General features: G+C 62.9%; 27 protein-coding genes. 17 read left to right on the top strand and 10 right to left on the bottom strand.

The window, feature by feature from the left end; all coding sequences use genetic code 11:
* Positions 1-20: 20 nt before the first annotated feature.
* From B4394_RS16710 to B4394_RS16690, 5 genes are all read left to right on the top strand, one after another.
* On the top strand, positions 21-1,355 hold the full coding sequence (locus B4394_RS16710) for an acyltransferase domain-containing protein (RefSeq protein ID WP_078310991.1): 1,335 nt from the start codon (positions 21-23) through the stop codon (positions 1,353-1,355).
* Positions 1,352-6,088, top strand: a complete 4,737-nt coding sequence (locus tag B4394_RS16705) for an SDR family NAD(P)-dependent oxidoreductase (protein WP_078310990.1) — start codon at positions 1,352-1,354, stop codon at positions 6,086-6,088. The genes B4394_RS16710 and B4394_RS16705 overlap by 4 nt, the downstream gene beginning before the upstream one ends.
* Positions 6,085-6,630, top strand: a complete 546-nt coding sequence (locus B4394_RS16700; protein ID WP_078310989.1) for an acyl-CoA thioesterase — start codon at positions 6,085-6,087, stop codon at positions 6,628-6,630. The genes B4394_RS16705 and B4394_RS16700 overlap by 4 nt, the downstream gene beginning before the upstream one ends.
* Positions 6,631-6,724: 94 nt before the next feature.
* Complete coding sequence (locus B4394_RS16695; protein ID WP_078315731.1) at positions 6,725-8,344, top strand: cytochrome P450; 1,620 nt, start codon at positions 6,725-6,727, stop codon at positions 8,342-8,344.
* A gap of 128 nt (positions 8,345-8,472) precedes the next feature.
* Positions 8,473-10,107 (top strand): cytochrome P450, encoded by a 1,635-nt coding sequence (locus B4394_RS16690; protein WP_078310987.1) that lies wholly within the window; start codon positions 8,473-8,475, stop codon positions 10,105-10,107.
* Between the two features lie 124 nt (positions 10,108-10,231).
* Here B4394_RS16690 and B4394_RS16685 read toward each other — a convergent pair whose 3' ends face one another.
* Together B4394_RS16685 and B4394_RS16680 are read right to left on the bottom strand one after the other, a co-directional pair.
* Entirely contained in the window at positions 10,232-11,149 is a 918-nt protein-coding gene (locus B4394_RS16685) for an alpha/beta hydrolase family protein (protein WP_078310986.1), read from the bottom strand.
* Between the two features lie 212 nt (positions 11,150-11,361).
* The gene (locus B4394_RS16680; RefSeq protein WP_078310985.1) at positions 11,362-12,387 is read right to left on the bottom strand and encodes an alcohol dehydrogenase catalytic domain-containing protein; all 1,026 of its coding nucleotides are present in this window, start codon (positions 12,385-12,387) and stop codon (positions 11,362-11,364) included.
* 750 nt (positions 12,388-13,137) lie between these two features.
* Between B4394_RS16680 and clgR the strand changes: the two genes are divergently transcribed.
* The 4 genes from clgR (at position 13,138) to B4394_RS25255 (ending at position 15,617) form a co-directional block, all read left to right on the top strand.
* The gene (gene clgR / locus B4394_RS16675; RefSeq protein ID WP_078311140.1) at positions 13,138-13,488 is read left to right on the top strand and encodes a transcriptional regulator ClgR; all 351 of its coding nucleotides are present in this window, start codon (positions 13,138-13,140) and stop codon (positions 13,486-13,488) included.
* A 123-nt stretch (positions 13,489-13,611) separates the two neighbouring features.
* The gene (gene pspA, locus B4394_RS16670) at positions 13,612-14,409 is read left to right on the top strand and encodes a phage shock protein PspA (protein WP_078315730.1); all 798 of its coding nucleotides are present in this window, start codon (positions 13,612-13,614) and stop codon (positions 14,407-14,409) included.
* A 110-nt stretch (positions 14,410-14,519) separates the two neighbouring features.
* Positions 14,520-15,347, top strand: a complete 828-nt coding sequence (pspM, locus tag B4394_RS16665) for a phage shock envelope stress response protein PspM (RefSeq protein ID WP_139360258.1) — start codon at positions 14,520-14,522, stop codon at positions 15,345-15,347.
* A 42-nt stretch (positions 15,348-15,389) separates the two neighbouring features.
* On the top strand, positions 15,390-15,617 hold the full coding sequence (locus tag B4394_RS25255; protein ID WP_212566652.1) for a hypothetical protein: 228 nt from the start codon (positions 15,390-15,392) through the stop codon (positions 15,615-15,617).
* 4 nt (positions 15,618-15,621) lie between these two features.
* Here the strand turns inward: B4394_RS25255 and B4394_RS16660 are convergent, their stop codons facing one another.
* A complete protein-coding gene (locus B4394_RS16660) occupies positions 15,622-16,056 on the bottom strand; it encodes a limonene-1,2-epoxide hydrolase family protein (RefSeq protein WP_078315728.1) in 435 nt (144 codons plus the stop codon).
* Positions 16,057-16,157: 101 nt separating this feature from the next.
* Positions 16,158-16,601, bottom strand: a complete 444-nt coding sequence (locus B4394_RS16655) for a limonene-1,2-epoxide hydrolase family protein (protein ID WP_078310981.1) — start codon at positions 16,599-16,601, stop codon at positions 16,158-16,160.
* Positions 16,602-16,642: 41 nt separating this feature from the next.
* On the opposite strand from B4394_RS16655, the gene B4394_RS16650 reads away from it, so the two are divergent.
* From B4394_RS16650 to recX, 4 genes are all read left to right on the top strand, one after another.
* A complete protein-coding gene (locus tag B4394_RS16650; protein ID WP_078315727.1) occupies positions 16,643-17,800 on the top strand; it encodes a glycosyltransferase in 1,158 nt (385 codons plus the stop codon).
* A 4-nt stretch (positions 17,801-17,804) separates the two neighbouring features.
* Positions 17,805-17,999, top strand: coding sequence for a DUF3046 domain-containing protein (locus B4394_RS16645; RefSeq protein ID WP_070940115.1), 195 nt, complete (start codon positions 17,805-17,807; stop codon positions 17,997-17,999).
* Between the two features lie 190 nt (positions 18,000-18,189).
* Positions 18,190-19,230 (top strand): recombinase RecA, encoded by a 1,041-nt coding sequence (gene recA / locus B4394_RS16640; RefSeq protein ID WP_078311139.1) that lies wholly within the window; start codon positions 18,190-18,192, stop codon positions 19,228-19,230.
* Positions 19,196-19,798, top strand: a complete 603-nt coding sequence (gene recX / locus B4394_RS16635) for a recombination regulator RecX (protein WP_078315726.1) — start codon at positions 19,196-19,198, stop codon at positions 19,796-19,798. Before recA ends, recX begins: the two co-directional genes overlap by 35 nt.
* 11 nt (positions 19,799-19,809) lie before the next feature.
* Here the strand turns inward: recX and B4394_RS16630 are convergent, their stop codons facing one another.
* A complete protein-coding gene (locus B4394_RS16630; RefSeq protein ID WP_078310978.1) occupies positions 19,810-20,193 on the bottom strand; it encodes a hypothetical protein in 384 nt (127 codons plus the stop codon).
* Positions 20,194-20,287: 94 nt separating this feature from the next.
* A complete protein-coding gene (locus tag B4394_RS16625) occupies positions 20,288-20,806 on the bottom strand; it encodes a CGNR zinc finger domain-containing protein (protein WP_078315725.1) in 519 nt (172 codons plus the stop codon).
* 145 nt (positions 20,807-20,951) lie between these two features.
* Between B4394_RS16625 and B4394_RS16620 the strand changes: the two genes are divergently transcribed.
* The 3 genes from B4394_RS16620 to B4394_RS16610 are packed head-to-tail and all read left to right on the top strand — an operon-like array spanning position 20,952 to position 22,768.
* A complete protein-coding gene (locus B4394_RS16620) occupies positions 20,952-21,413 on the top strand; it encodes a VOC family protein (protein ID WP_078315724.1) in 462 nt (153 codons plus the stop codon).
* Position 21,414: 1 nt separating this feature from the next.
* Complete coding sequence (locus B4394_RS16615) at positions 21,415-22,302, top strand: pyridoxamine 5'-phosphate oxidase family protein (RefSeq protein WP_078315723.1); 888 nt, start codon at positions 21,415-21,417, stop codon at positions 22,300-22,302.
* A gap of 13 nt (positions 22,303-22,315) precedes the next feature.
* Complete coding sequence (locus B4394_RS16610) at positions 22,316-22,768, top strand: nuclear transport factor 2 family protein (RefSeq protein ID WP_078315783.1); 453 nt, start codon at positions 22,316-22,318, stop codon at positions 22,766-22,768.
* Here B4394_RS16610 and B4394_RS16605 read toward each other — a convergent pair whose 3' ends face one another.
* From B4394_RS16605 to gluA, 4 genes are read right to left on the bottom strand one after another with little or no spacing between them, the layout of a single operon-like run.
* A complete protein-coding gene (locus B4394_RS16605) occupies positions 22,769-23,710 on the bottom strand; it encodes an amino acid ABC transporter permease (protein WP_078315722.1) in 942 nt (313 codons plus the stop codon).
* Entirely contained in the window at positions 23,707-24,390 is a 684-nt protein-coding gene (locus B4394_RS16600; protein WP_078310973.1) for an amino acid ABC transporter permease, read from the bottom strand. The genes B4394_RS16605 and B4394_RS16600 overlap by 4 nt, the downstream gene beginning before the upstream one ends.
* Positions 24,387-25,406 carry a glutamate ABC transporter substrate-binding protein gene (locus tag B4394_RS16595; RefSeq protein ID WP_078315721.1) on the bottom strand — a complete coding sequence of 340 codons (1,020 nt, stop codon included), beginning with the start codon at positions 25,404-25,406 and terminating at the stop codon, positions 24,387-24,389. The genes B4394_RS16600 and B4394_RS16595 overlap by 4 nt, the downstream gene beginning before the upstream one ends.
* Positions 25,406-26,134, bottom strand: coding sequence for a glutamate ABC transporter ATP-binding protein GluA (gluA, locus tag B4394_RS16590; protein ID WP_170915013.1), 729 nt, complete (start codon positions 26,132-26,134; stop codon positions 25,406-25,408). The genes B4394_RS16595 and gluA overlap by 1 nt, the downstream gene beginning before the upstream one ends.
* Positions 26,135-26,316: 182 nt before the next feature.
* Here gluA and B4394_RS16585 point away from each other — a divergent pair, with 182 nt between their 5' ends.
* Positions 26,317-26,805 (top strand): hypothetical protein, encoded by a 489-nt coding sequence (locus B4394_RS16585; RefSeq protein ID WP_078315720.1) that lies wholly within the window; start codon positions 26,317-26,319, stop codon positions 26,803-26,805.
* Positions 26,806-26,857: the final 52 nt, after the last annotated feature.

Here is a 26,857-nt window from a genome sequence, read left to right as displayed (position 1 = left end):
TGATCTTCGGGAGGTATGTGATGACAACGCTTGTTCAATTTCCAGGATTGGGTGGTTATGCGCCAGGCATGTTCGCTCAGTTGGCACTGGATGCACCCCGTGCCGTAGGGATCCTGGCCGAGGTCGATAAGGTTGCTGCCGACTACGGGCTTGGGTCCGTGTCGGGGCCGTTGACGGACCCAAACGGTGCGTCAATCGAGAAGCTTGCCGAGACGCCAACGCTCTTGCACCTGGCGTCCTATGTCTCCGGTTATGTGATGTACCAGGCGATGTGTGCCAGGGGAACCGAAGGCGACGTGTTGCTTGGGCACAGTACCGGCGAGATTACCGCGCTAGCAGCCGCTGGCGCGCTGTCGGTGGCAGACGGTGCGCGCGTGCTTTGCGAACGAGAAGTCGCACTGGCCGAGCTTAACGTCTCGGGCGGGTTGGTTGCGCTGGCGACCGGTAGCGCTCGTGCTCGTCATCTTTGTGGTGCGGCGGGTGGATTATCGCTAACGGTGTCTCTATCGAATTCCCCAGTACAGACCGTTATTTCGGGATCTGATCAAGAACTGCCGAGGCTCGAGGCGGTGGCGCGCGCGGCCGGTGTGCAAGCAACCCGCTTACTGGTGCGCTACCCGCATCACAACCAAATCCTTCGGCGTGCTGCCGATCTGGTGGCGGAAGCCGCGGCGACATACCGGATCGCCGACCCCAAGATTAGGGTGTATTCGCCCATACTCGGGCGGTTCGTGGACCACGCAGCCGACGCTCGTCGAATTGTCGAACGGCATCTGACCGACCCGGTGAACTATCTCCACGCAATCAGGACGTTGTACGACGACTGCGGGGTGCGGACATTCATCGAAGTGGGGGTGCGTTCGGTGCTGACAGATTCGGCCCGTGAGAGTCTTCCGGCCGGCGTCACATTGCTGGGACCGCCTCCGGTGGCGCGCAGTGCCGTCGAGATTCTGGACGTTCTCTCGGGCGTGACAGCGCCGGCGTCTCCTCGCGACCTTCACCTAGTGCGGCCGTCCACGGAAATTGCGGGGGCGACGAACGGTGCGGCACCGGCAGTGATGCCGGCAAATGGTGTTGGAACATCAGCATTACCCGGCCGGGAGGCACTGCTGGCTCGGCTCCGAGCCTTGTTTGCCGCCTCGCTCGGATATCCCGAAGACGTGTTCACCGACGACGCGCATCTGGAGGCCGACCTCGGCATCGCCTCGGTGAAGAAGACCGAACTGCTGGTACGCCTGCTGGACGAGTTCAACTTGCCGACCCCACCGGCCGAGATGCGTATGCGGGACTACAACACGATTCCGGACCTGGCAGGGCTGATGGAGACCCTTGGGAGAAACGGAGCATCAGTGTGACCACAACCTCGCAGGGCAGCGTCGCGGTGGTTGGTATGGGTTTGGTCGCGCCCGGTGTCAGCAGCCCGCAGGACTTCTGGCGAGTGCTCTGCGGTTCGCGGAACACTCTGCGCGAACCCAGCCACATAGACCTCGACCACTGGTTCCACCCGGACCCGTCAACGCCAGACAAAACCTACGTCCGCGTCGGAGGTTTCCTGGGTGACTTCGATCCTCACCCAGACTTGGCAAAGGAACAAGCCCTGGGCTATTGGGGCGGGGCAGACCGTACCGCTGTCCTCCTGCGCCATAGCCTGCTGCAGGCGATGGACTCGCTCACGATCAACCAGGGCGATCGGCTGGGCGCCTACATCGGTGCTCAGCCAGGTGGACTCGCACTGGAAGACGCCATTCTGATGGCCACTGCCCGGGCCGCTCAGCGGTCCTCATCGGAAGCCCTGCGAGGGAGGTACCGGCACGCACCCGGGCGGGCGGTGGATGCCTTCCCGGACCGCATGGTGCGTGCGGCCTGCCGGGATCTATTGCCGGAGGACAGCGATGTGCTCGTGGTAGACACGGCGTGTTCGTCCTCGTTGTATGCCGTCGATCTCGGCGTCAAGAGCCTGCTGGCAGGCGAGCGTGACGTCGTGTTGTGCGGCGGTGCCAACATCGGTTCGCGTCGTGACATGGTGCTGTTCGCGAAGCTACGGGGCCTATCGACCACAGGCGAGATCAGGGCATTCGACACCGACGCCGCCGGAGTGCTGTTCTCCGACGCCGCCGCGGTAGTCGCTCTCAAGCGGCGCGAATGCGCGTTGGCCGACGGCGATGAAATCCTGGGGCTGCTGGCTGGATTCGGCGGATCTGCGGACGGTGAGGGCAGCGTCATGGCCTCGTCGCCGAAGGGGCAGCGCCGAGCAGTGGACCGGGCGCGATCGGTGAACGCGGTCGAGCCCGAGGCCGTTACGTGGTTCGTCGCGCACGGTACCGGTACCAGGGTGGGCGATGATGTGGAGCTGGAAACACTGACAGGTGCAGCCGGCTCCGGCCAAACGTGGTGCACCTCGAACAAGCCACTCATTGGGCACGGCGCCTGGGCTGCCGGGGCTTTCAACGTGATTCATGCGGTGCTGGCAATGCGACACGGCGAAATTCCCGGCGAACGCTATTTCACTGAGTTTCCGTCAACCGCCCGTACCGACCGGATCGTGGTTCCGACTGAGTCTGTGTCCTGGTCCGCGTCACCAGCGGCGCGCCGTATTGCTGGCGTATGTGCGTACGGTTTCGGCGGCACCAACGCTCATCTGTTGGTACAGGCACCGGACTCAGAAAGCGAGCCACCGCTGTCCGCGCCGAGGCGCGGTGCGGGTGCTGTCCTGGACGACCCCATGGTGTTGGTCGGTAGTTCGGTGCATTTCCCTGGCTCCGTATCGCAGGATGAGATCACCCACTGGCTGTGTGGCGACGGGGTCGCACCATCCCGGTCATTCGGTCCCGACTACCCGCTGCCGCCGATTTCGGAGTTGCGTATGCCGCCGGTCAATGCGCGCAGTATCGACCGGACTCATCTGATGGGGCTCGCGGTCGTTCGCGACTTCGTCGGCCAACACGGCGAGCTGTGGAGCGAAACATGTGAGCGTACTGGTGTTTTCACTGGCCACACCGGCCCCACCCGGGCCATGGTCGAGTACTCCGTGCGGGTGGGCGCCGACGATCTACGTGCCGCGCTGGCGGACACGCCGGAAGACATGTCGCAGTTGGAAGCCGAGCTGGCCACGTTGAACACCAAGCTGCCCGAAGCGAATGAAAGGAGCATGACAGGTCAGCTCACCAACATCATCTCCTCGATGGTGGTGAATCGGTATCGGCTGGGCGGCATGGCGATGAACGTCGATTGCGGACGATCATCCACGCAGGGAGCCCTGCACGCCGCCGAGCGGTATCTGTCATCGGGGGAACTAGATTTCGCCATAGTTATTGGGCTGAACGGGCATAGCACCGAGTTCATGGCCGGCCTCAGTGGGCTCGCGCCCGATGAACTCGCCGAAGGTGCGGTAATGCTGGCACTTACACGTCGCTCGGTCGCCGAGAAGAGTGGTTGGCCTATTCGGGCGATCCTCCGCACGGATGCTGCGCGCACAGGACGTCATATCGGTGTACCAGGAGCTGTGCAGCGGTGTTACTTGGGTGCGGATGGCGCTCTTGCGGTGCTGCGGGCCGTCGGCATGGGGCACCGGGATCCGATCACCGTGCACAACCTGGACCCTGCACCGCTGGTTCGGGTCGAACCGGCCGGTGCTGAAACCGGCCCGGCCGTATCGCTCCCTGAGCGTTCGGTGATGGTTTTACGGCGCGCCGACGCGCAGCCGGTCCACGAACGCCTGCCAGCAATCGAGCCCGGCACACTGGTGCTCACCCATAGCGCTGAAATCGCGCAACAGCTTGCGCAATTCGCGTGTGCTGCTGGCGCGCCGATAGTGTGCACCGCTGCGGCGGGCGTTGGTAGCGATGATGTACTGATACTGGCGGATGACGGGCCACAGGCAGCTATTGACGCTGCGATGGCGGCAATGGGTACTCGCTTCCGGCGGCTGCTGATTGTGGCGTCGGTGCGGGTACCCGGATCCGTGTGGCCTGCACCGCCGGCACCAGAGCTGTTGGCTCTGCAGGAGTGTGCGCTGGTGGCCGCTGCCGCGCTGGGGGAGAAACCACCAGCAGATAGCACGGTGACGGCGCTGCTCCTGGACCCGCTGCGCCGCGAGAGTATTCATCCATACATGACCCTTATCACCGGCTTCGTGCGTGCCCTCGCACACGAGATACCAAACCCGGTGTTCGCCGTCGTGACGGATGCAGCGCTCAGGACGGCACTGGAGCAGGTTGCCGCCGAATCCGCGAGCGCGCGTGACCGGGCAGTCGTGTACTACCGCCAGGGACTGCGCTATATCGAAAAACTATGTGCCGCACCTCTTCCTGAATCGCGCCGTGGCGGTCGTCTCCCGTGGGAGCGCCAGCCGGTGATCGTGGCTACCGGAGGGGCGCGGGGCGCGACAGCCGCGGTCGTGACCGCGTTGGCGTCACGGGCGCGGCCGGTGGTGTGGCTATTAGGTACGACGCCCGACGATGCGGTGCCCGCTGACATCCTGACCGCCGGCGAAGGGGAGCTCGCCGCAAGGCGCGCCGAGTTCCTGGCACGTGAACGGGAGATCGATTCCACCGCAACGATAATTTCCCTGAACGCCAGGTTCGAGGCATTACTGCGCGCACGCGAGATCCGGCGAACACTGCGTCTGCTCGAGCATCTGTGCGGTGTCGAGAATGTCCACTATCTGGTGTGCGATGTGCGCGACCGCGAGCAGGTGCAGCGCGCGGCCAAGACCGTGCGCACCCGGCATGACCGTGTCGACTTTCTCATTCACGGTGCCGGACGAATCCACTCTGCCAGTGTTTCTCACAAGCCGATAGACGAATTCCGCGCCGTCCGCGATATCAAGGTGGCGGGCTACCACCACCTCAAAGAGGCGTTCAGCGACCCGCCGCCGGCCCTGTGGTGCAACTTTGGCTCGGGCAGTGCCCTGCTGGGCTGTGGTGGCGATACCGACTATGTGTCGGCGAACGAATATCTCTGTGCGGCAGCAAGGTACGAAGATGGGAACGAGTTCACTCCCGCATGGGGGTTGTGGACCGAAACGGGAATGGTGCGTGATATCGCCGAGCAGCTGAGTCGGCAGTACAAATTCACGGGTATCACCAACGACCATGGCGCGGCGTTAATGCTCTCGGAACTGGCGGTGCCGCATCCGTTGGATCCGGTTCCCTTCTACGGAATCTCACCGGCGTTCGCCGACGCCGTCCCGGACGGGGGATGCGAACGTGAGCAGTCCGGACCGCTCCTGGATCCTGTTGAACCGACTACAAGGGCTGCCGCCGAGTGGGTTTGGTGCCCGAGCTCGACGCGCGACGGCTACCTGGCAGAGCATCTCTTTGACGGCAGGCCCGTGCTGCCCGCCGTGATGATGCTGGCCATGGCGGCCGAAGCCGCATCGTCACTGAATCCAGAGCTAGAGGTCACTGGCTTCAGTGACCTGCAGATCGCTGCACCGGTCTATGCCGACGTGCCCGCCGCCATGTGCCGGGTTACCGCTGAAACCATTGGCCCGGAGGATGTCTGGATTGAACTTCGTTCCGATGTCGTTACGCGGGATGGTCGGGTACTGGTACCCGATCGGTTGCACTGCAGGGTTCGGGTACATCTTGGTCGGTTCTCCACGTCTCCACCGGCGCAGGCCGTCCGGAGCGCGCCGCTATTGGAGGACGACCCGGCGGTTCGGCCGGATGTTTCGGCGCAACTATCCGGTGTCTGGCGCACACTCCATCGCTCTGCGAGTGATTCGGCCGGTGCATCCGCCATCTGCCGCCCACATGCTCAGGCGAACAGTATCTTTGCACGGTTGCGATTCCCGGCGTTGGTTCTCGACTCGACACTTCGGCTCTTCGGCTACCCGCCGCAGCCCGACGGCACTCAGATCATGGCCGTGCCCACCGCCGCCGAACGTATCGACTTCTACGCTGCGTGCACCGATGTGACACTCGCTGAACGGTATCCGGCAGGCGTCGACCTGTCGTACGACGCCGCGTGTGGCCGCGCCGTGGCGTCGGCCGATGGGCGCACGCTGCTCACGGTCACCAACTTGACTATCCACCCGATTGACTACCTCCCATCCGAAATCCCCTATCAGGAGTGGTACTCATGAGTTCGGCATTGCTTCAAATACCGGTACAGGGGCGGTCGCGGCCACAGCAGTCGTGGTTCACCATCGAACACCGTGTCACTGCGGGGGACACAAGTGCCGTGGGGCCGGTCTACTACGCGCGTCTGATCGATTGGCAAGGCCAATGCCGCGAGCAATGTGGACAGCTCGGCGCCCCGGTTTTCAGCTCGGATATCTCCGGTGACTACGTGATGCTCACCCAGTCTTGCAGCTGCGAGTTCATCGCGGAGTTGCACTTCGGTGACCTCGTCGCCATCAGATTGACCGTGCCTTGGGTTCGGATGCATCTGATGAAGGGGGAGTACCGCTTTGAGCGGATTGGCGTTCCTGGTGAAAAGGGCGGTGAGCTCGTGGCCAAGGGAGAGCAGATATGGGCGAGCGCCCGCCACGTCGACGGCCGCATGGAGCCCTGCCCGTGGCCACGTGAACTCGTGGATTGCGTGGTGCCGCTCGGCGCGGACATCAGCCGCGCCCAGATCGAAGATTCAGCGAAACGCGGAGCTGCGGACGGAATCTCTTGGTGAACATACTCATTGGCGACAGAGTGGATAAGAGGAATATTAAAGTGCCAGTTCCACAGGAAAATTCAGAGCCCTTTGTCTATCAAGGGATACTCCTATGACGACGTCCATGCGTACACCCACGGATACCGCACATGCCTCGAGGCCGGTCAACGAACTCCCGCTGGCGCCCAGGAGGCTGCGCGACATTCCGCTGTTGATCAATTTCTTGAAGGCCTTCGCGGGGCAGACGGCTATACCGGTACTGGCTCTGCGTGATGCCGGGCCAATTTACCGAATGCCCTTTCCTCAGCTGCCGCAACCGCTGAAAGGGTACTTCGCTGAATCCTTCATGGATGATTTTGCCGGTGAAACCGTCATCATTACCGACCCCCAACTAGTTCGCGAGCTGTACCACCAGCCACCGGGAGCGCTGGACCATGAGGCGTGGAAGAAGGCGCTGATCTATGTGCTCGGCGGGCAGAGCCCGTTTCTCCTCAGTGGGCGATCCCATGTGCGCGCTCGACGCGCCGTCGCGGCCGAGTTAACCCCGACCCGTGTCGAAGGCTACCGGCACGGCATGGGCACCGTACTCGACGAAATGATCGACGAGCTCCCGCTCGGCACTGCGGTCGGCCTGCACGACTTTCATACCCGCTTCACCCAGGAAGTCATCCTGCGCGTTGTATTCGGCTGGGACTGTGACGATCTCGACGAACTTAAAGCGGCCCTGTACGAGGCCCAGCAGTACTACGCCAAGCCCTTCGGCGGACGATTGCTCCCCTATATGCTCGCCGGTGCGCTCACCTTGCGCCGACGCGGTGGCCCACGGGACTTCACCGGCCGTCCAGATATCCCGCCGCGATTGCTTGCGCGCGAGGCTCATCGGTTGCGCACTCGTACCGACGCACTCATCGACCGAAAGATTGCCGAACTGCGCGCGCAACCGAACGACAGCGCAGCTGCACGGCTCATCGCCTACGGCGACGCCGAAAACCCCACGTGGACCAACAAACAACTGAGGGACACAATCAGAACCTTCATTGTGGCCGGCCACGATACGTCGGTTCTCGCTTATGACTGGGCCGTCCAATACTTGCTGCACAACCCCGGTCCCCGAGCCAAAGTCGTCGCCGAGGCCCGGGCCGCAGTCACCGATCGCTATGCCCAGGCCGCCAACATCGAAGCGCTGAGGATGGCATCTCCGCTCACCGGGGTTATCCCGTACCCGGCCACGCAGGACATCGCCGTCGGCGGTTACCGGATCCGCAAGAACACATTTGTTTTCGCGCTGAGCAGCCCAGTCCACATGAACGCGGAGCTATATCCCGAACCAGAGCAATTCCGCCCGGAACGGTGGCTGGAGAATCGGCCGGATCCCTACGGATTCCTGGCATTCGGGGTAACAGGACGCAATCCGCACCGATGTCCGGGCAGCACCTTTTACCTGACCGATGCTGTCGTCCTGCTGCATCGGCTGTTCGGCCGCCTTGACCTCGAACCGGTTCCGGCGAACGTCGATGCACCGCACTTTCTCTATGGAACCCTCTGTCGGCCGAAAGGCGACACCGAGGTCATCATTCACAAACGGCTCGCCGCCCAAGAGGTGCCGTGGTATCGCCCGGGCGATAGTGACCCGCTGACACCGCTGAAAGAGTCGCTACTCCCATCACAACCGGATGATGAGCACAAGCCGCAATGTCCGGTTCGGTCCGTCGGCAACGTACGAGCCTTCTAGGCGCTGCCCGATTGCGAACTCTGCCCGTGGCCACATGAGCTTGCCGACTGTGCAGCAGGTCTCGGTGCTGCTCTCAGCCGCGCCGAGGCCAGTGAATATCGAGATACCGCAGAAGAAAAGGAGTTTCGATGACAACCGTCAAACGACCGGCCATGCTCCCTGAGCAGAGCGCCCCGACCCTTGACGAATTGCCGCTGCCACCTCTGACCTGGCGCTCGGCTTGGGCGGCCCAGTTGGTCTCGTTCGCGCTGAGCGGGTGGGTAGGTGACCCGGGTGCCACACTTCGTAAGACCGGCGAGATTTGGCGCGCTCATTACCCCAAGCCGCCCAAACAACTAAGACTCCTTTTCCCCGATCCGTACACGGATGGTTGGACAGGCGAGGCTGTCTATGTGAACTCACCACGAGTGGTTCGGGAGATGTACAACCTGCCGACCGGTGACCTTAACCACGAGCAGTGGAAAAAGGCATTCGTCCTGGTTCTTGGTTCGTACAGCCCCTTTTATCGGACAGGACGTGACCACTCCAGGGTTCGCCGCGCGCTGGCCGTCGAACTCACCCCAGCGCGTGTCGAACGCTACCGGGAACGCAGTGTGAGACGACTCGACGAGATGATCGACCAACTCCCGTTGGGGATCCCAGTTGCCTTGCACGACTTTTATACCCGTTTTACCCAGGACATAATCCTGCGAGTGGTCTTCGGCTGGGATGGCAATAACGATCTCGAAGCGATGCGTGACTGCCTGTACCGGGCCAGTCAGCACTACGCCACGCGGAGACTAGTTGGCATGTTGACCTACCAGCTGAACGCCCGAATCAAACTGCGGCCCAAGGGTAACGAGGGCATCCCCGGGCGAGATGACGTGCCGCTGCGGATTCTCCGCAGGAGTTACCGACTGAGGAAACAGGCTGACGATTTGCTCTACCGAAAGATCGCCGAGCTGCGCGAGCATCCAAACGACAGCATCGCGTCGCGGCTCATCGAGTACGGCACTCGGGAAGATCCGGCCTGGACTGAGCGGCAGCTACGCGACATCATCGTCACCCTCCTGGTGGCCGGTCACGACACCTCCGTGCTCGCGTACGCCTGGGCAACACAGCATCTGATGCACAACACGGGGCCGCGTCAGAAGCTGATTGCCGAAGCGCTGGAGGGCCGCTCCGACCGGTATGCGCAGGCTGCCAACACCGAGGCGCTGCGCATGAATGCGCCGGTGATCGCCGCGCTACCCTCGCCCCTCGACCACGACATTGAACTCGCTGGGTATCGAATTCCACAGGGAACTCTGCTCTTCCTCATGATGTCCGCCGTCCATCAAGACGAGGAGCTGTATCCGGAGCCCACGGAGTTCCGGCCGGAAAGGTGGCTGGAGAACCGACCGGACCGGTATGGGTTCCTCGGGTTTGGTGCGGGCCCGCATCGTTGCCCAGGCAGCCCGTTCTATCTGGTGGAGGCGGGCATCGTGTTGCACCGGATGTTCGGTCGACTCGAATTGGAGCCATGCCGAAAGGACGTCGACAAGGCTCTCTTCATCTTCGGTACGGTCAGCCGCCCTCGTAGCGATACCAAGGTGATCATTCGTTCGCGGCGTGCCGCGAACGAAGTGCCCTGGTACCGCCCGAGCCACGACGAACCGTCAACTCCGTTGAACGAGGGGTTGTTACCCCTAGACGACGAGTACCACCAGGCGGCGACCGGCTGCCCCTACTCGGAAGTGAGCCAGCACAGGGAATCTTCTCCCGGTGCTGGACCATTCCGGTGACAGAGATGCAGCGGACCATTCTTGAGTGCCTGGAACGGACCACGTGTGCCCGCTTAAAACTCGGCCCACTCGCAGGGGTGGTCGTAGTGGGCCTGCGAGCGGGACTGCGTCCGGTGTCTTTACATCAGTTGATGTGTTTGTTGAACCAGTCGATCGGGATTTCGGGGTGCACACCGAAGAAGTTGTATCCATCGAAGCGGCGGTTGGTGCCCTCGATCCAGTACAGGCTCTTCTCGGCGACGGGGATCGCGTCGTAGATGTCCTGAACGTCCTGGGGGCGAGTCTGCGTGTCATCGTGCACCTGGGCAACCAGCGTGGGAACCGTCACGGCCTTCACATGCTCCAGCGGCGACTGTTCGGACAGGTGGAACCCCGTGCGCTCGTGCGCCGCCTTCTCGAACTTCTCGTAGCCGTTCTCCATGCCGATGGCCTTGACGAATTCCTCCACGAGGTAGCGCGCGGAGAACGGTTGCAACATCACCATGGCCTGAACCTCAGAAAACTCATCGGGGTGCTTGGACCAGGCGATGGCGGTCGAGTCAGCCCCCATGCACACCGACAACAGCGCCTTCTTCATGGTCTTGGTGTCCGGGCGGGCGGCGGCGTACCGCAGCGAGCCGATGACATCGCGGTACTCCATCAGCCCGACACCCGAGATTCCGCCGCTGCCCTGGCCGCTCATACCGTGGTTGCGGATGTCGTAGGCCAGGATGTTGTAGCCCGCGTCGTGCAACGCCTTGTATTCCGGCAGGTGGTTTACCTCGAACCCGCCCTGGATGTTGAACTCGGGCAAATGCCCCGGAAAGCCGTACCGGTTCCCCGGCAGGAAGTGGTTGTGGATGATCAGCCGGTCCGAGTCGGCCGGGATGAACCAGCCCTCAAGCGGGACACCGTCCATCGCGGGGAAGGACACGTCCTCGTACGCCAGGCCAACCTCGTCCGGGCGCCGAAGCACCGGTGCACGGCGACCGGCGGTAGTTCCACTGGTCCACATATCAAGGAAGCTGTCGAAAGCTGCCTGGGCTTGGTCATCGTTTGGCATGGGTGGTCTCCTTACACGTTGAGAATCAAATGGTCTCCAACCGGACCTAGCTGATGGAAGCTTCCTGTGCAGGGCATACGCAGAACCTCTGTAAGCGGTGCCTTCCACTGTGAAGGCACCGCCATCACGAAGGGTTCCCGGGCCCGCCACCGCTCGCTGTGCCTTTGACGGCGTGCTGTGGTGGCGGGCGCCTCAGCACCCGCCCTTGGTAGTTAGCTGAACTTGGAGGGGGTGAAGACGCCGCGGAAGCGGACTTTCCCGGAGACGAGCCTGTCGTATGCTTCGGTGGCCTGATCCAGGGAGAAGGTCTCGATGATGGGTTTGACCTGGCCCTTGGCGGCATAGTCCAGTATTTCGCCGAGTCGCTGCTGGCCGCCGTGCGTGGACCCGATGACTTTCTGGCGCATCATGTGGAAAGGCACAGCCCCCGACGCGATCTCGAACGGGTGGTTGAAGTCCAGGCCGCTCAAAGCGACCCGGCCATCCACACGCACGCCGGCCATCGCGTCCGCTGCTGCGGCGAACGCGTTCGTGGTCACCATGAGTACATCGGCCCCGCCGATATCGAGCAGTTCTTGGCCGTTGGCCACCACGTGATCGGCGCCCAGCTGCAGGGCGAGGTCGCGTTTGTCCGGGGAATGGGTGATCGCGATCGTCTCGAATCCGCTGGCCTTCGAAATCTGCAGTGCCACATGGCCAAGACCGCCGATACCGACGACCGCCACTCGCTCATGGGGCTGTGGCGCGGCGTCCCGGAAGCTGCTCCAGGTGGTGTAACCGGCACACATGATCGGTGCGGCCAGCTCATAGGGCAGCCCGTCGGGCAGCAGAACCGTGCCTTCAGCGGATAGTGCGATGTATTCGGCATGCCCACCCTGGGCGGCAAAACCCGAGGTCCGCGGATTGACACACTGCACCGCAGTCTGGCCGGTCAACGGACGGTTCTGGCGGCAATAGGCGCACCGCCCGCAGGCCGACTGCACCCAGGTGGCTCCAACCCGGTCGCCCACCTCGCGGGTATGCACACCGGCACCGACCTCGACGACCTCGCCAACAATCTCATGGCCCGGAGTCTGGGGGTAGATATCGCCGCCGAAGCCTTGCGTGGCCCACGCGTCGGTGTAACACATGCCAGAGGCGTGCACCTTGACCAGCACCTGCCCCGGCTCCGCCGTGGGCGTCGGTACTTCCTGAACCTCCCAGGGCCGGTTAGCGCCCGTCATCACGATTGCCTTCATAGAGATCTTCTCCTCAACTCGTCATCAACAATCACCAAGCCGCCCGGCGGCGGTTTGGTGGGTCAGCCGACTTTGGCCTCCCCGGCAGAACCTGATGCGTCAGCGAAAGCCCGATCGCCGCATGCTCGTGGGCGTTCGCATTAGGCATGGCGATCAACGTGTCATTTCAGAATCGATCGGCATCCAGGACAGCAACCTAATCAATGTACACATTGATGCGTCGGAAACCTTCGAAATATGACCGGCTTTCGAAAAAGATGAGCGAATCGTCAAATGCGTCTCTACATGACAATTATCGTCTATCAGCGTACGTGTTAAATATTTGGCTACCCATCGATTGAGTCCATCGAATTCGTGCTTGAGGCGGGGAGTTCTGGCTAACTGAAATGATCGGCAATGCTGCGGCTGTTGTCGGCTTTCCGCGTCTATCAAGGGCATTGGTGACATCCATCAGGCGCGTCAGGGTGGTGGCCAGGTGTGGCGGCGTTACTTGCCCATTCACAGATCCGGCGAAAACCAAATGTGCGACTTCAGGCACGTAGGTCAACACCAACGGCTGCTCTCGGACTATGAGTCCGGCGAACATGGCATGACGGCGTTGATGGAGAAGTGTTTGTTGGGCAAGTCAGGCAGTGAGGTGTCTGTCACCCAAACTTCCGGGAACCTCCGCGTGCGCGGCAACGTTGAGCAAGGCAGACTCAACTACTACGCGGTATGGACGCCGACGTTCAGGACGCAAAGGAGAAGGACATGGCGCTGTTGCTTCGAGAGGCCATCGGCGACACTCTGCGGAGCGCTCGATCCGGGCAGGGGAGAACCTTGCGTGAGGTGTCGGACTCCGCACGCGTCAGCCTCGGATACCTGTCCGAGGTGGAACGCGGTCGCAAGGAAGCCTCCAGCGAGCTGTTGGCCGCGATCTGCGGCGCGCTCGAGGTCCCGCTCTCGGCGGTGTTATCCGAGGTCAGCGAGCGGATGGCCCGTCGTGAGGCGCCTGCCGCCGCGTCGCAGCCCGCCGTGACCTCGGCATCGCGCTCACTCAGCGGGATCGATGTGGCCACCAAGGTGGTCATTCCGCAGGTTCGCGCAATGGCGGCCGCCTAACTACTGTGGCGGTCGCATTGTTTTGCGCCCCGGTAGGGGGTGTGTGGATCGGCGTGCAACCGATAAGTTGGGACCCACGCACTCCTAGATAGTGACGACTGCGACAGAAAGCGGATCGATCTCATGGCTAACCCGTTCGTCAAAGCGTGGAAGTACCTCATGGCACTGTTCAACGCGAAGATCGACGAAAACGCAGACCCGAAGGTGCAGATTCAGCAGGCCATCGAGGAGGCCCAGCGGAACCACCAGGCGCTCTCGCAGCAGGCCGCCTCGGTGATCGGGAATCAGCGCCAGCTTGAGATGCGACTCAACCGTCAGCTCGCTGACGTCGAGAAACTTCAGGTCAACGTTCGTCAGGCGCTGACCCTTGCCGACCAGGCCACCGGCTCGGGCGATGCCGCGAAGGCGACCGAATACAACAACGCCGCCGAGGCGTTCGCCGCCCAGCTGGTCACCGCCGAGCAGAGCGTCGAGGACCTCAAGGCGCTGCACGACCAGGCTCTCGCCGCCGCGGCGCAGGCCAAGAAGGCCGTCGAGCAGAACGCGATGATGCTGCAGCAGCGCATCGCCGAGCGGACCAAGCTGCTGAGCCAACTGGAGCAGGCCAAGATGCAGGAGCAGGTGTCCGCCTCACTGCGGTCGATGAGCGAGCTGGCCGCCCCCGGTAACACCCCGAGCCTGGACGAGGTGCGCGACAAGATCGAGCGCCGCTACGCCAACGCCCTGGGCTCGGCGGAGCTGGCGCAGAACTCGGTGCAGGGCCGCATGATCGAGGTACAGCAGGCCAGCGTGCAGATGGCCGGGCATTCGCGCCTGGAGCAGATCCGCGCCTCCATGAAGGGTGAGGCCCTGCCCGCCGGCGGCACCGCGACACCGGCGCCCGAGCAGGCCAACCCGGCCAATCCGCTGGGCCAGCAGTAGCTTTCTTCTCTTCAATCCGCCGAGTGTGAGCGCTGTCGCTCGCACTCGGCGGATTTGTTGCACCGACATTCGTACTCGGCGACCGCGAAATTTTCGGGCACAATGTGAACATGACACCTCAGCCGCCCCGCCGCACCGCGGTGCAAGGAGGCTGGGACCAGCTGCTGCGCCGCGTGCTCACCAACGTCAATGATCTTGGTGAGGAACTCGCCCACCGCATGCGCGCGATGTCGGACAAACGCGAGAAGCTGCTGCGGAAACGGCTGCGGGCCAAGCGCTGGAGTATCCGCTGGGCGCTGGCCTGTGCGGCTGGCCTGCTTGTCACCACGGTGCTGGCGACTACCGGCGCACCGCCCTGGCTGCTGATCATTCCGGCGCTGCTCACGGCAGGCTGTGCCATTCCGGCGACGTATCTGCTGGTGCGGTACCGCTTCCTCAAGGCTGAGCCGTTGCCGCCGCCGCGCCCCGGGGTGGAGCGGCGGCTGCCGCCGTTGGGATCGGCCGCTCGCCCGCCCATGGCTGCCCTGGATGCCGCCGAGCGGGGCCTGTTCTCTCTACTCGGAGTGGTGGAGCGCGGCAACATGATTCCGGACAGCGAGGGGCGGCAGATCCTTGCCGCGGCCAATCAGGCTGCGTATGTGATGGCCGCGACCGCCAAAGAGGTGGTGTCGATGGAGCGGGCCGCGGTCGAGGCGCCGCACACTCGAGAGTATCTGCAACCGACCATCAAGGCGTTCACCGCGCAGCTTGACACGGGTGTGCGGCAGTACAACGAGTTGGTCACCGCGGCAGCGCAATTGGTGTCGGCAGGAAATGGGGGAGCGGTGGCTGCCTCGCCAATGTCGCGCGGGCCACTCTTCGACGATTTGGTATCGGCCACCGATCGTCTCACCGGATGGGCGGGCGCGCTCGACGAACTCGGCCAGCTGTCAGGGTAATCCCCGATCTTTCCCTGATCTTCGAGTTCCGGGGTTCCTCAGGTGCTCAACGCCCTGCCAGGCTTGCTCTATCGCAGCAAGTCGAGAGAACGGTGGGTACCTGTGTTGTGGAAGATCATTGGCGTGCTGCTGGTCGTATGGCTGGCGTTCCTGGTGGTGGGCGCCATCTTCAAGCTCTTGGTCCCGATTCTGGTGGCCGGTGTGCTGATTCTCGGCGGCGTGATGCTGTACCGCGCGGTGACGGATGCGGACAAGACGACGCTGCCATGAGGGTTCAGAGTTTCGGGCGCAGGGCGGGGACCACGGTCCCGAGGATGCCGCGCGCGAGGCCCTTGGTGAGGTTCCAGACGTCGGCGTAGTCACGCCAGAGCGTGACCTTGCCGTCGTCGGAGAGCTCGGTGACACCGCACACCCAGAAGGCGATATGCAGCGGGCCCACGATGATGACATCGGTGCGCTCGGTCATCACGGTGTTGCCCGTGGCGGTGATCCGGTGGATCTTGACGTCGAAACCGGCGCCCGGCAGATTCAGCGAGGACAACGCCCGCATCACCGCGGTGCGTCCGCGGACGGTGGGCAGGCCCACATTTTCCCAGCGCACGGCATCGTCGAGCAGTGCATCAAGGGCCGCGAGGTCGCTGCGGCGCATAGCGTCCCAGAATCCCTCGACGATCTCGATGGGGGCGGTGGTGGCGAGCGTGTCCGTCATGGGGCAACGGTAGTCACGCACGGCGAATCAGAGAAGGGGTGCGGCCAGATATAGGGGTGCAGCCCAAGCCGGGTTGGACCGATTCGTAGGTCGACTAGCGGTCAGAAACGTGGCCGCAGTGCGGGGAACGGGATGCCCACCAATCCGCGCAGCGTGGCCTTGAACATGTCGAACATGTCGAAATAGTCGCGCCACAGGGTGATGGTGCCTTGGTCGGAGATCTCGAAGACCCCGCAGACCCAGAACTGCAGGCGCAGCGGCCCCAGAACGATGGCGTCGTGGCGCTCGTTCATCACGGTGTTTCCATTGGTGGTGGTGCGATGGATCTGCACCTCGAAAGCGAAACCCGGGCGCTTGAGCGGCTCGAACACCTTCAGCGCTGCGCGACGTCCGTGGATGGTCGGCAGGCCCACGTTCTGATAGACGAGATTTTCGTCCAGGACACTTTCTGCGAACTCGGTGTCACCGTTTTGAGCGGCTTCCAGGAAGCGGGTGACGGTCTGTGCCGGCGTGAGGGCGGCCAGTTCCAGCGTGCTGTAGGTCATGCGTTTCACGGTAGTCCGAATCGCTGTGGCAGGGTAGGGCGGTGCGTGTCGCCGTGGTCGCTGGTCCTGATCCCGGGCACGCCTTTCCCGCGATCGCGTTATCCCTCAAATTCGCCGCCGCCGGCCACGATCCGGTACTGCTGACGGGAACGCGCTGGCTCGACCAGGCTCGTTCGGCCGGTGTGGAATCGGTCGAGCTTCTCGGGTTGCAGCCGCGTGCAGAGGACGACGACTTGGACTCCGGCACCAAGATCCATCAGCGTGCCGCATACATGGCGGCGGCCAACGTCGATCAGTTGCGTGAACTATCGCCGGACCTGATCGTCTCCGATGTCATCACAGCCTGCGGTGGCATGGCCGGTGAACTGCTCGGTGTGCCGTGGGTTGAGCTTAATCCACATCCGCTGTATCTCCCGTCAAAAGCTTTGCCGCCATTGGGAAGTGGATTGGCTCCCGGGGTCGGGTTGCGGGGACGGCTGCGTGATGTGCTGATGCGTAAGCTGACCCAGAAATCGATCAACGAGGGGCTGAATCAGCGTTCCCGAGCGCGGGTAAGCATCGGATTGTCCGCCATAGATCCCGGGCCTGTCCGACGGTTAATCGCGACACTGCCCGCACTGGAGGTGCCGCGTCCGGACTGGCCGGAAGAGGCGGTACTGGTAGGGCCGTTGCACTGGGAGCCCACAGACGTTGTGCTGCAGCCACCCTCGGGTTCAGGACCGGTGGTCGTGATCGCACCGTCGACGGCCTTCACTGGGGCGGAGGGGATGACCGAACTGGCGCTGCGAGCCTTGGAATCGGCGGGCGCGCGAGTGGTTGTCTCTGCGCTGGATCCGGCCGCATCTGGGTTGCCATCGTGGGCGGTTGCCGGGCTGGCGCGTCAGGACTTGTTGCTGGCCGGGGCGGATCTCGCCATTTGTGGTGGGGGACACGGGTTTTTAAGTAAGGCTCTATTGGCGGGGGTGCCGGTGGTGGTAGTTCCCGGCGGCGGGGATCAGTGGGAGCTGGCGAATCGTGTTGTGCGGCAAGGTAGTGCCGAGTTGGTCCGTCCACTCAACCGGGACTCGCTGGCCGGCGCCATTGGTCGGGTCCTGGGGGATCAGCGTTATACGGAGGCTGCTCGCCGGGCTGCTGCCGGCGCCGTCGATGTCCAGGATCCGGTACAGGTGTGCCAGGACGTTCTGTCGGCCCTAAAGTGACCGTGTGCGTCTGACGGAATTTCATGAGCTTGTCACCGGTCGATTCGGTGCGGTCTACGGCTCGTCCGTGCTGGTCGACCACGTTCTGACCGCGATGGGCGGACGCACCGCGGCGCAAGCCGTCGAAGACGGGGCGGAACCCCGCGACGTGTGGCGGGCTCTATGTGCCGATTTCGACGTGCCACGCGATCAGTGGTGATGGTGCGGTGACACGCCGCACCGGCGCGCCTGCTTGATTCGAACAGGTGTTCGCCTTACTCTAATTTCAGTCGAACGAACGGTCCGCGCAGGTAGATCGCTTGTCGGTGGGGTCGATTAGCGTCCATCTCAACCGATCGGCAACCCGAATCGGACCGATCTTCGAACACCAAGACGAAATGGAGAACACCATGGCGCAGGCACCGGATCGCGAGAAGGCTCTCGAGCTCGCGCTCGCACAAATCGACAAGAGCTTCGGTAAGGGCTCGGTCATGCGGCTTGGCGACGAGGTGCGTCAGCCCATCTCCGTGATCCCGACCGGATCCATCGCGCTGGACGTGGCGCTCGGTATTGGCGGCTTGCCCCGTGGTCGTGTGGTCGAGATCTACGGGCCGGAATCCTCGGGTAAGACCACCGTCGCGCTGCACGCGGTGGCCAACGCGCAAGCCGCCGGCGGTATCGCCGCGTTCATCGATGCCGAGCATGCGCTCGACCCGGAATACGCGAAGAACCTCGGTGTCGATACCGACTCGCTGCTCGTGTCCCAGCCGGATACCGGTGAGCAGGCTCTGGAAATCGCGGACATGCTGGTGCGCTCGGGCGCCATCTCGCTCATCGTCATCGACTCGGTGGCCGCGCTGGTGCCTCGCGCCGAAATTGAGGGCGAGATGGGCGACAGCCATGTCGGTCTACAGGCTCGCCTGATGAGTCAGGCCCTGCGCAAGATGACCGGTGCGCTCAGCAACTCGGGCACCACCGCGATCTTCATCAACCAGCTCCGCGAGAAGATCGGCGTGATGTTCGGTTCGCCCGAAACCACCACGGGTGGTAAGGCTTTGAAGTTCTACTCATCGGTTCGCCTTGATGTGCGCCGTATCGAGACTCTCAAGGACGGTACCGATGCGGTGGGTAACCGCACTCGCGTCAAGGTGGTCAAGAACAAAGTATCGCCGCCGTTCAAGCAGGCTGAGTTCGACATTCTCTACGGCAAGGGCATCTCCAAGGAGGGGTCGCTCATCGATATGGGCGTGGAGCAGGGCTTCATCCGCAAGTCCGGTTCCTGGTTCACCTATGAGGGTGAGCAATTGGGTCAGGGCAAGGAGAACGCCCGCAACTTCCTGTTGGAGAACGCCGATGTCGCCAACGAGATCGAGAAGAAGATCAAGGAAAAGCTCGGTATCGGAGCGGTGCTGACCGATGAAGAAGTTGTCCCGGCCCCAGTCGATTTCTGATTCCCCTTCCAGGGAATCTCTAGACGAACTGCGATCCCGGGTCGCGTCGGTACCCGAAGCCCCGACGCGTGAACCGGTTGATTCGCGGGACGAGCAGGCGTGGTCATATTGCCTCCGCCTGTTGACAAGTCGGGCGCGTACCCGCGCCGAGCTGACCGAAAGGCTGGCTCGGCGCGGGTACCCCGATGAGGTCTCTGATCGAATCATGCAACGGTTGGCAGCCGCAGGACTGATCAACGATGCCGATTTTGCGGCTCAATGGGTGCAATCCCGGCATACCTACGCCGGTAAAGGCAAGCGTGCCTTGGCCGCAGAGCTTCGGACCAAGGGCGTATCGGCGGAGAATGCGGCCGCGGCGCTCGCACAGATCGACGGAGATGCCGAGCGATCGCGCGCGGCAGAGCTTGTCGCCAAGAAACTCCGGTCAGAAAATCTCGATGACGGTGGGATCAAGGCGGCGCGGCGATTGGTGGCCATGCTTGCGCGTCGCGGATACGGCCAGTCCATGGCCTATGACGTGGTGAAAAACGCCCTTGCTTCCGAACAGGACCGGCGCAACGTCGGGTGAGTGAAGCGGTTCTAGAGGCCGAATGGGCGAGCCGGGGGATTGGGCGGCGGGTCACCCTCGTCCGGCGCGTTGGATCTCATGCTCATCGACGCTTCGGCCGACGGCGACTGCACACCGGGCAGGCACGGTACCTGGCGGGAGATTGTCTTGAATGGCCCAATCTCGGTGTCTTCGTTGAGCATGGGGAGCGGACCGCAGTTCCCCTTGAAGTGTGCGTCCATGGTGAACGGAGTCGGGTTCACGCAGGTGAGGTTCATTCCGACCGGGGTCGCGACCTGTAGGCAGTCGAAGTTCAACGGAGCTCCGTAGGCCACCGGTGCACCCGTCAGCGCTGCCCCCGCGCACGCCGCTCCGAAAACGGCGGACACGCCAACGGCCAATACGATGTTTCGCATGGGAGTTATGGTAACGAAGTGATACCTGTTACGTAATACTTCGATTGTGATAGTTGAGTAAGAATCGGCCCTGTGATGCAGCTGTGAAGGTTGATCACGTGTTCTTGGCGTAATGCCGTGCGGCCTTTGCCCTGTTTCCGCAGGTAGCCATGGAGTGCCACCGGCGAGCCCCGTTCTTGGACGTGTCGTAGAAGAACAACACGCACTGCGGGTGCGCGCACTGTTTGATCCGATCCGGCGAGTCGGCCAGCAGGGTGAGCAGATTGTCGGCGGCGAGCCAGCCGGGAAGCCAGTGTGATTCGGGAACTTCGGCGATGTCGGCCGGCCCGTCGGCGGTCAGGGCGCGGCGAATCGCACCGTGGGACAGCACCGCGTTGATGTCGTCGATATCGGAATCCTTGACCGCACGGTAGATGGCGTCACGTGCGAGCAGCAACGCCTCCCTGGTCTTGTCGTCTGCGGCACATCGATCCTCAAGGTTGTTGGTGTGCAACCAGATTCGCAAGCCATCGGAAGTGGTGAGCAGATCCTGCGGTCCATTGCCACTCATCCACCGGGTGTTCAGCAGATCCAGTGCGAGCGGTTCGCCGAGATGAGGGCGTGGATCGGACATGGCCTGAGGCTAGCCGCCTCCTTTCCGGGGCAAAGTGTCACATGAATTCTAACCGATAAAATCGGTATAGATGGTTGACCGGGAGTGCTCGCCCTGACTACGATCTAACCGGTAAGAAGAATTTATTGGTTAGGAAGGATTGTTCATGGGCACAGCCATCGCACCCCGCATCATCACCGGCCATATCGGACTCAACGTCAGCGATCTGGAGCGATCGGTCGCGTTTTACCGGCGGGCATTCGGATTCGAGCAGCTTGTGGCGAGCCTCGACGGGGCGCAGCGCTTCGCGTTTCTCGGATTCGGTGGCAGCCCCGTGCTGACCCTCTGGGAACAGAGCAGTGGGGAATTCTCGGCGGCCACGCCGGGCTTGCACCATTTGTCCTTCCAAGTGGATTCCGTACAGGAGGTGCAGGCAGTGGAGGCGGTCCTGAAGGAGCTGTCAACGGTGTTCGCGCACGACGGAGTTGTGCCGCACCGGGAAGGCGCGTCATCGGGCGGGATCTTCTTCACCGATCCCGACGGGATCCGTCTTGAGGTGTTCGCGGCGACGGGCGTCGAGCAGTATGAGGCGCCGGCGGGCGACGCGCCGACGTGCGGGTTTTTCTGAGATGATCTATCACTCCGGCGAGCTGGCCGTTCAGCATCGAATGGGACAGTCGGACAGTGCTGTTCGCGTTGGGCGGATTATCTCGGCGCAGATACCGGAAGTCGCGGCGGCCTTTCTTGCCGCCCAACCGTTGGTCTTCGTGTCGGCTGGGGATGGCGATGGCCGGATGTGGGCGAGCCAGATCATCGGTCCGCCGGGGTTCGCGCATGCCACCGACGCCCGCACCATCGCGATAGACGGTCTGCCGGTCCCGGGCGATCCGCTGTCCGCGCCACTGCAATCGGAGCAGAAGATCGGCATGATCGCGTTGCAGCCGCAGCGGCGGCGCCGGATGCGTGTCAACGGCACTGCGGTGCCATCGGGACAGGGTCTGATTGTCTCCACCGATCAGGTGTATTCCAACTGCCCCAAGTACATTGCACGGCGCGACGTGTCCGGGATCGGGCCCGGACTGCCCGGGACGCCGCGCCACGCGACCGCTCTGAACGAGGAACAGCAGCAGACGGTCGCGACGACGGACACCTTCATCATCGGCACCGCCGATGGCGAAGGCAATGCCGATGCGTCGCATCGCGGCGGGAATCCCGGTTTCCTGCGGGTGCTTTCACCGAACGAACTACGGTGGCCCGACTACCTGGGCAACTCGATGTTCATGACGCTGGGGAACCTGCATGTCGATCCCCGGTGTGGCCTGCTGATCCCGAATTGGCAGACCGGATCGACTCTGCAGCTCTCGGGGACCGCGCGCCTCAATTGGGACGAGGGTACCTTCGCCCCGGGTGCGCAATGTTCCGTCGACTTCACCATCGGCGAGGTCATCGAGACCGTCAATGCCAGCCCTCTACGGTGGGGCGAAGCTGAACCTTCGCCCGCCAATCCGCATCTCTGACAAGGAAAGGCACATCATGCGCCCACCGCTACCGCCGTTCGACATCGATTCCGCCCGTGAAAAGGTGCGGGCCGCCGAGAATGCCTGGAATACGCGCGATCCCGAGAAGGTCGCCGCCGCCTACACCGAAGATTCGATGTGGCGAAACCGCGACGAGTTCATTACCGGGCGCGCGGACATCGTTGCCTTCCTGACCCGAAAGTGGGCCAAGGAGAACGGCTACGCGCTACGCAAGGAGCTGTGGGGGTTCCGGGAGAACCGGATGGCGGTGCGCTTTCAATACGAGTGGCACGACGAGGCCGGTCAGTGGTGGCGCAGCTATGGCAACGAGCTGTGGGAGTTCACCGTGGAAGGGCTGATGTCACGTCGCGAAGCCAGCATCAACGACACTCAGATCGCCGAGGAAGAGCGCCGGATCTTCGGTCCCCGCCCGGCCGGCGATGAGTCGCCGCTGCCCATCCGCTGACTACTCGCCGTAGTCCTGGCGTAAGTCTTTGTGTGCGGGATCCACGCCGCGTGTCTCCAGGAGATCCTTGGTGACCAAGCCTGGTTCGGGCTGTGCGTGCGGAACTTCTAAGAGGCTCTTCTTCTTGCGGCCTTCCCGCAGCTGACGCTCGATATTGGTGGCCAGCGACGAGAGCGCGAAGTTGATGAGGATCATGATGACCGCGACCACGACGAGCGCAGGCAGATAGTTTCCGTAGTACGACGCCGAGCGGATGCCCGAACGCACCACCTCGATGTAGCCGAATGCGTACCCCAGCGCAGAGTCCTTCAGGGCGATGACCATCTGAGAGATGAGCGCGGGCAGCATCGCCGCAATCGATTGGGGGAGCAGGATCAGCCGCATCATCTGCGACTTGCGCATGCCCAGCGCTACCGCAGCCTCGGACTGCCCCGTGGGGAGTGACTGGATGCCCGAACGCAGGATCTCGGCGATGACTGAGCCGTTATACAGCGACAGCCCTGTCACCACCGCGGCGAAAGCCAGATACTCGGACGGGAAAATGGCCTGCTGCCCGTACAAGTAGTACGAGAACACCATCAAGATCAATACGGGGATCGCGCGGAAGAATTCGACAAGGGCACTCGAAATCCAGCGCACGGCGCGATGATCGGAGAGCCGGCCAATGCCGAGCATGGCGCCGAGAACCAGCGCGAAGACAATCGACAACGCCGCCGCGGTGATGGTGCCCAACAGTCCGGGCAGGATGTATGTCGTCCACGTGTCCAGACGCAGGAAGGGCGACCACTTTTCGGCGGTGAGCTGTTCATTGGCGACGAGGGTCCAGATCACCCAGGCCGCAGCCGCGCCCACGAAGGCCGTGAACGCCACGGCGATAATCCGATTGACCGCGCGGGCCTTTGGGCCGGGCGCGTCATACATGACGGTGGCGCTGCCGGTCATCGCTTCACCGCCAGCCGCTTCGCGAAGTATCCGAAGGTCAATCCGATTGTCAGCGTGATCACCATGTAGCCCGCCGCGATGATGAGAAAGATCCAGACAATCTGGTCGGCGAACAGCTCGATCTCCGATCGCATCAGCAGGGCTGCCTCGGCGACCCCGATCGCCGAGGCGATCGAGGTGTTCTTGACCAGGGCGATCAGCACGCTGCCCATGGGGGCCAGGACCGACCGCATGGCTTGCGGTAACACGATGAGCGTCAAGACCCTCCAGAACGGCATTCCGAGGGACCGCGCTGCCTCGGCCTGGCCCAGGGGGACCGTGTTGAACCCGGATCGCAATGTTTCGCACACGAAAGTTGCTGTGTACAAAGAGAATCCGAGAACCGATAGCCAGAAGTTGTTGTTTCTGATGAAGTTGGAGTTCTCGGGCGCCAGTGCGATACCGAGATTCTGATAGAGCCCCACCGAACAGAACAAAATGATCAGGGTCAGCGGGGTGTTCCGGACCAGGTTGACGTACCAGGTACCGAAGATCCGCATGATCGGCACAGGCGAGACCCGGCATTCCGCCAGGATCGTGCCCCACACCAGTGCGCCCACGGCCGAGAAGAATGTCAGCTTGAGGGTGGTCCAGAACGCCGGCCACAGCTGCGGTCCCATGTTCGCCCACAGCGCGTTCATGCGGCCTCACAAGCCTTGTCGGCGACGGGCTTGACGCCGGTGATCTTCTCGATCGCGGCCAGTGAGGGGTCGGGCAGCAGACCGTAGGTGCCGCTCTTGGCGCGCTTCTCCCAATCATCGATCGTGCTGTTGCCCAGTGCATCCCGCAGATCGGTATCCCAGGCTCCGCTGGCGATCATCTTGTCGAGTGCGCGGTCGATGGCCTCGATGGCGGCGGTGTCACCCTTCGCGAGGCCGATCCCGTAGACCTCCCTGGAGAACGGGTCGCCGTTCTTCTTCTGCTTCTTGGGTTTACCGATGCACAACGGCTTGCTCAGCTCGTAGTTCATCTGAATCAGCTTGAACTCACCCTCGTAGCGCTTGGCGTACCCGGCCAGGATCGTCTCGTCGGTGGTGAGGGCGTCGACCTTGCCCCGCCGCAGCGCCTCCACGCAGGAGGAATATGAGTCGAACTCCTGCAGCTGGGTGCCGGCCAGTAGGTTCTTCACGTTCTGTGCGGGCGTCGAGCCGGATACCGAACACAGCTTCTTGCCCCGGTTCAGATCATCCAGCGTTGTCAGTGAGTCATCCGCCTTGCGAACCAGAAGCCCTTGGTAGGTAATGAGATAAGGGCCGGCGAAGGACACCTTCTGGGCTCGGCTGTAGTTGACCGAGTAGCTCCCGGCGATCATGTCCACGGTACCGTTGTCGATGAGTTGTTCGCGCTGTGCCGACGGCGTCTCATACCAGCGGATGGTCGGATGTGCGACACCAAGTTCGTCGGCGATGGCGTTGACGACGTACTCGGAAATCTTGACGTCGAATCCGCTCATCTTCTTGTCGGGGTGCTGCAGGCCCACCCCGGGCTGATCGAACTTGGTGCCGAGGACGACGGTGCCGCCCCGGATCGATTCGAGTAGTTGGCGTGGCTCGGTACTGCCGCAGGAACTGATCAGCGTGGCAACCAGGGCCACGACCGCCACCAGTGCGGTGTGCCGCCGCATCAGTGCTTGAGCTTCTTCGCGCAAGCGACTCATCAATGCCCGAGGATCTTTCCGAGGAAGTCCTTGGCGCGTTCGGACTTGGGGTTGGTAAAGAAGCTCTCCGGGTCCGTGTCCTCGATGATGGCACCGTCGGCCATGAAGATGATCCGGTCCGCGGCCTTGCGGGCGAATCCCATCTCATGGGTGACCACCAGCATGGTCATGCCCTCTTTGGCCAGCGACACCATGACATCGAGAACCTCGTTGACCATCTCGGGGTCCAGTGCAGAGGTGGGTTCATCGAACAGCATGACCTTGGGGCCCATGGCCAACGATCTGGCGATCGCGACGCGTTGCTGCTGCCCGCCGGATAGTTGCGCCGGGTACTTGTCCTTCTGGCTCGCGATTCCCACGCGTTCCAGCAGCTCGATGGCGTGCTTGCGCGCGGATTCCTTGTCCTTCTTGCGCACCTTCATCGGCGCGAGCGTCACGTTGTCGAGAATTGTCTTGTGTGAGAAGAGGTTGAAGGACTGGAAGACCATCCCCACCTCCGCGCGCAGGTTGGCCAGCGCGCGTCCCTCTTCGGGAAGCGCCTGGCCGTCGATTCGGATGGTGCCGGTGTCGATGGGCTCGAGACGATTGATGGTGCGACACAAGGTCGACTTGCCCGAGCCGGAGGGCCCGAGGATGACAACGACCTGACCGCGTGGGATTTCCAGGGTGATGTCCTTGAGGACGTGCAAGTCGCCGAAGTGCTTGTCGACATGCTCAAGGGAGATCATCGGGATGCTTGTTGCGGGGGCGTTTTCCCCGCTCGTTGAGGTGTCGGTGCTCACCGGCATGGTCAGACAATACGGGTTCCCCACACTTTTGCAGCGCGGAACGCAGGGGTCCGCGAATCGGACGGCCTGTGATCCGGCACCTCGCCTGACCGGCGTCAGCAAACATCTGTAATACTGAGCTCATGCGGACGCGACGGCGGCCTTCCGTCGAGGGCCCGCGAATCAAGGCGCTCGCAAGAGTTCTAGCATCTGTTCTGTTCATCGGGTCATTTCCGGTTGCGGTGATCAACGGGGCAACTACCTGGGGCTGGATCGCCGCGAGTTTTGGGCTGGTTTGCGGGTTGTTTCTGCTGCCCAGCTCGCTAATGCGTTTAGTCACGCCATCGGGGCAGGTGACCGTCGATGCGGGGCGGCATTTGCGCGACAGCGAGATTCTCGAGCGGCCCCGGCCCCGGCCCCGGCCCCGGCCACGGCGAGATATCTCGTTCGCGGTCGTCATCGTGCTGATCGCGGTCGTCGTCGTGCTCGGTGTTCTCGAAGCATTCGCCGCGCCCGGGCTCCCCGAATCGTGGATGTGGGCCGGCTGGTGGATGTGGATGGGCGTGAATGCCGTCTGCAGCATCGACGATTGGTGGCAGGGCTGGCATGTCCCGGAGCGTGGAGTGCGATGAAGGCACGGTGGCGGAACCGGCGCCCCTCGGCGCGAGAAACGGCCTGAACTCG

It is taken from the genome of Mycobacterium sp. D16Q16 (assembly GCF_002013745.1).
Classification (GTDB): Bacteria; Actinomycetota; Actinomycetes; order Mycobacteriales; family Mycobacteriaceae; genus Mycobacterium.
This window is presented reverse-complemented; position numbering and strand designations above follow the sequence as displayed.

Bases quoted from the DNA above. Each gene is read 5' to 3' on its own strand.
- B4394_RS16690 (WP_078310987.1), top strand. From the start codon at position 8,473: ATGACAACCGTCAAACGACCGGCCATGCTCCCTGAGCAGAGCGCCCCG.
- B4394_RS16680 (WP_078310985.1), bottom strand. From the start codon at position 12,387: ATGAAGGCAATCGTGATGACGGGCGCTAACCGGCCCTGGGAGGTTCAG.
- B4394_RS16710 (WP_078310991.1), top strand. From the start codon at position 21: ATGACAACGCTTGTTCAATTTCCAGGATTGGGTGGTTATGCGCCAGGC.
- pspM (WP_139360258.1), top strand. From the start codon at position 14,520: ATGACACCTCAGCCGCCCCGCCGCACCGCGGTGCAAGGAGGCTGGGAC.
- clgR (WP_078311140.1), top strand. From the start codon at position 13,138: ATGGCGCTGTTGCTTCGAGAGGCCATCGGCGACACTCTGCGGAGCGCT.
- B4394_RS16685 (WP_078310986.1), bottom strand. From the start codon at position 11,149: ATGCCAAACGATGACCAAGCCCAGGCAGCTTTCGACAGCTTCCTTGAT.
- B4394_RS16630 (WP_078310978.1), bottom strand. From the start codon at position 20,193: ATGCGAAACATCGTATTGGCCGTTGGCGTGTCCGCCGTTTTCGGAGCG.
- recA (WP_078311139.1), top strand. From the start codon at position 18,190: ATGGCGCAGGCACCGGATCGCGAGAAGGCTCTCGAGCTCGCGCTCGCA.
- B4394_RS16595 (WP_078315721.1), bottom strand. From the start codon at position 25,406: ATGAGTCGCTTGCGCGAAGAAGCTCAAGCACTGATGCGGCGGCACACC.
- B4394_RS16615 (WP_078315723.1), top strand. From the start codon at position 21,415: ATGATCTATCACTCCGGCGAGCTGGCCGTTCAGCATCGAATGGGACAG.
- B4394_RS16605 (WP_078315722.1), bottom strand. From the start codon at position 23,710: ATGACCGGCAGCGCCACCGTCATGTATGACGCGCCCGGCCCAAAGGCC.
- B4394_RS16585 (WP_078315720.1), top strand. From the start codon at position 26,317: ATGCGGACGCGACGGCGGCCTTCCGTCGAGGGCCCGCGAATCAAGGCG.
- B4394_RS16620 (WP_078315724.1), top strand. From the start codon at position 20,952: ATGGGCACAGCCATCGCACCCCGCATCATCACCGGCCATATCGGACTC.
- recX (WP_078315726.1), top strand. From the start codon at position 19,196: ATGAAGAAGTTGTCCCGGCCCCAGTCGATTTCTGATTCCCCTTCCAGG.
- gluA (WP_170915013.1), bottom strand. From the start codon at position 26,134: ATGATCTCCCTTGAGCATGTCGACAAGCACTTCGGCGACTTGCACGTC.
- B4394_RS16660 (WP_078315728.1), bottom strand. From the start codon at position 16,056: ATGACGGACACGCTCGCCACCACCGCCCCCATCGAGATCGTCGAGGGA.
- B4394_RS16600 (WP_078310973.1), bottom strand. From the start codon at position 24,390: ATGAACGCGCTGTGGGCGAACATGGGACCGCAGCTGTGGCCGGCGTTC.
- B4394_RS16695 (WP_078315731.1), top strand. From the start codon at position 6,725: ATGACGACGTCCATGCGTACACCCACGGATACCGCACATGCCTCGAGG.
- B4394_RS16700 (WP_078310989.1), top strand. From the start codon at position 6,085: ATGAGTTCGGCATTGCTTCAAATACCGGTACAGGGGCGGTCGCGGCCA.
- B4394_RS16655 (WP_078310981.1), bottom strand. From the start codon at position 16,601: ATGACCTACAGCACGCTGGAACTGGCCGCCCTCACGCCGGCACAGACC.
- pspA (WP_078315730.1), top strand. From the start codon at position 13,612: ATGGCTAACCCGTTCGTCAAAGCGTGGAAGTACCTCATGGCACTGTTC.
- B4394_RS16625 (WP_078315725.1), bottom strand. From the start codon at position 20,806: ATGTCCGATCCACGCCCTCATCTCGGCGAACCGCTCGCACTGGATCTG.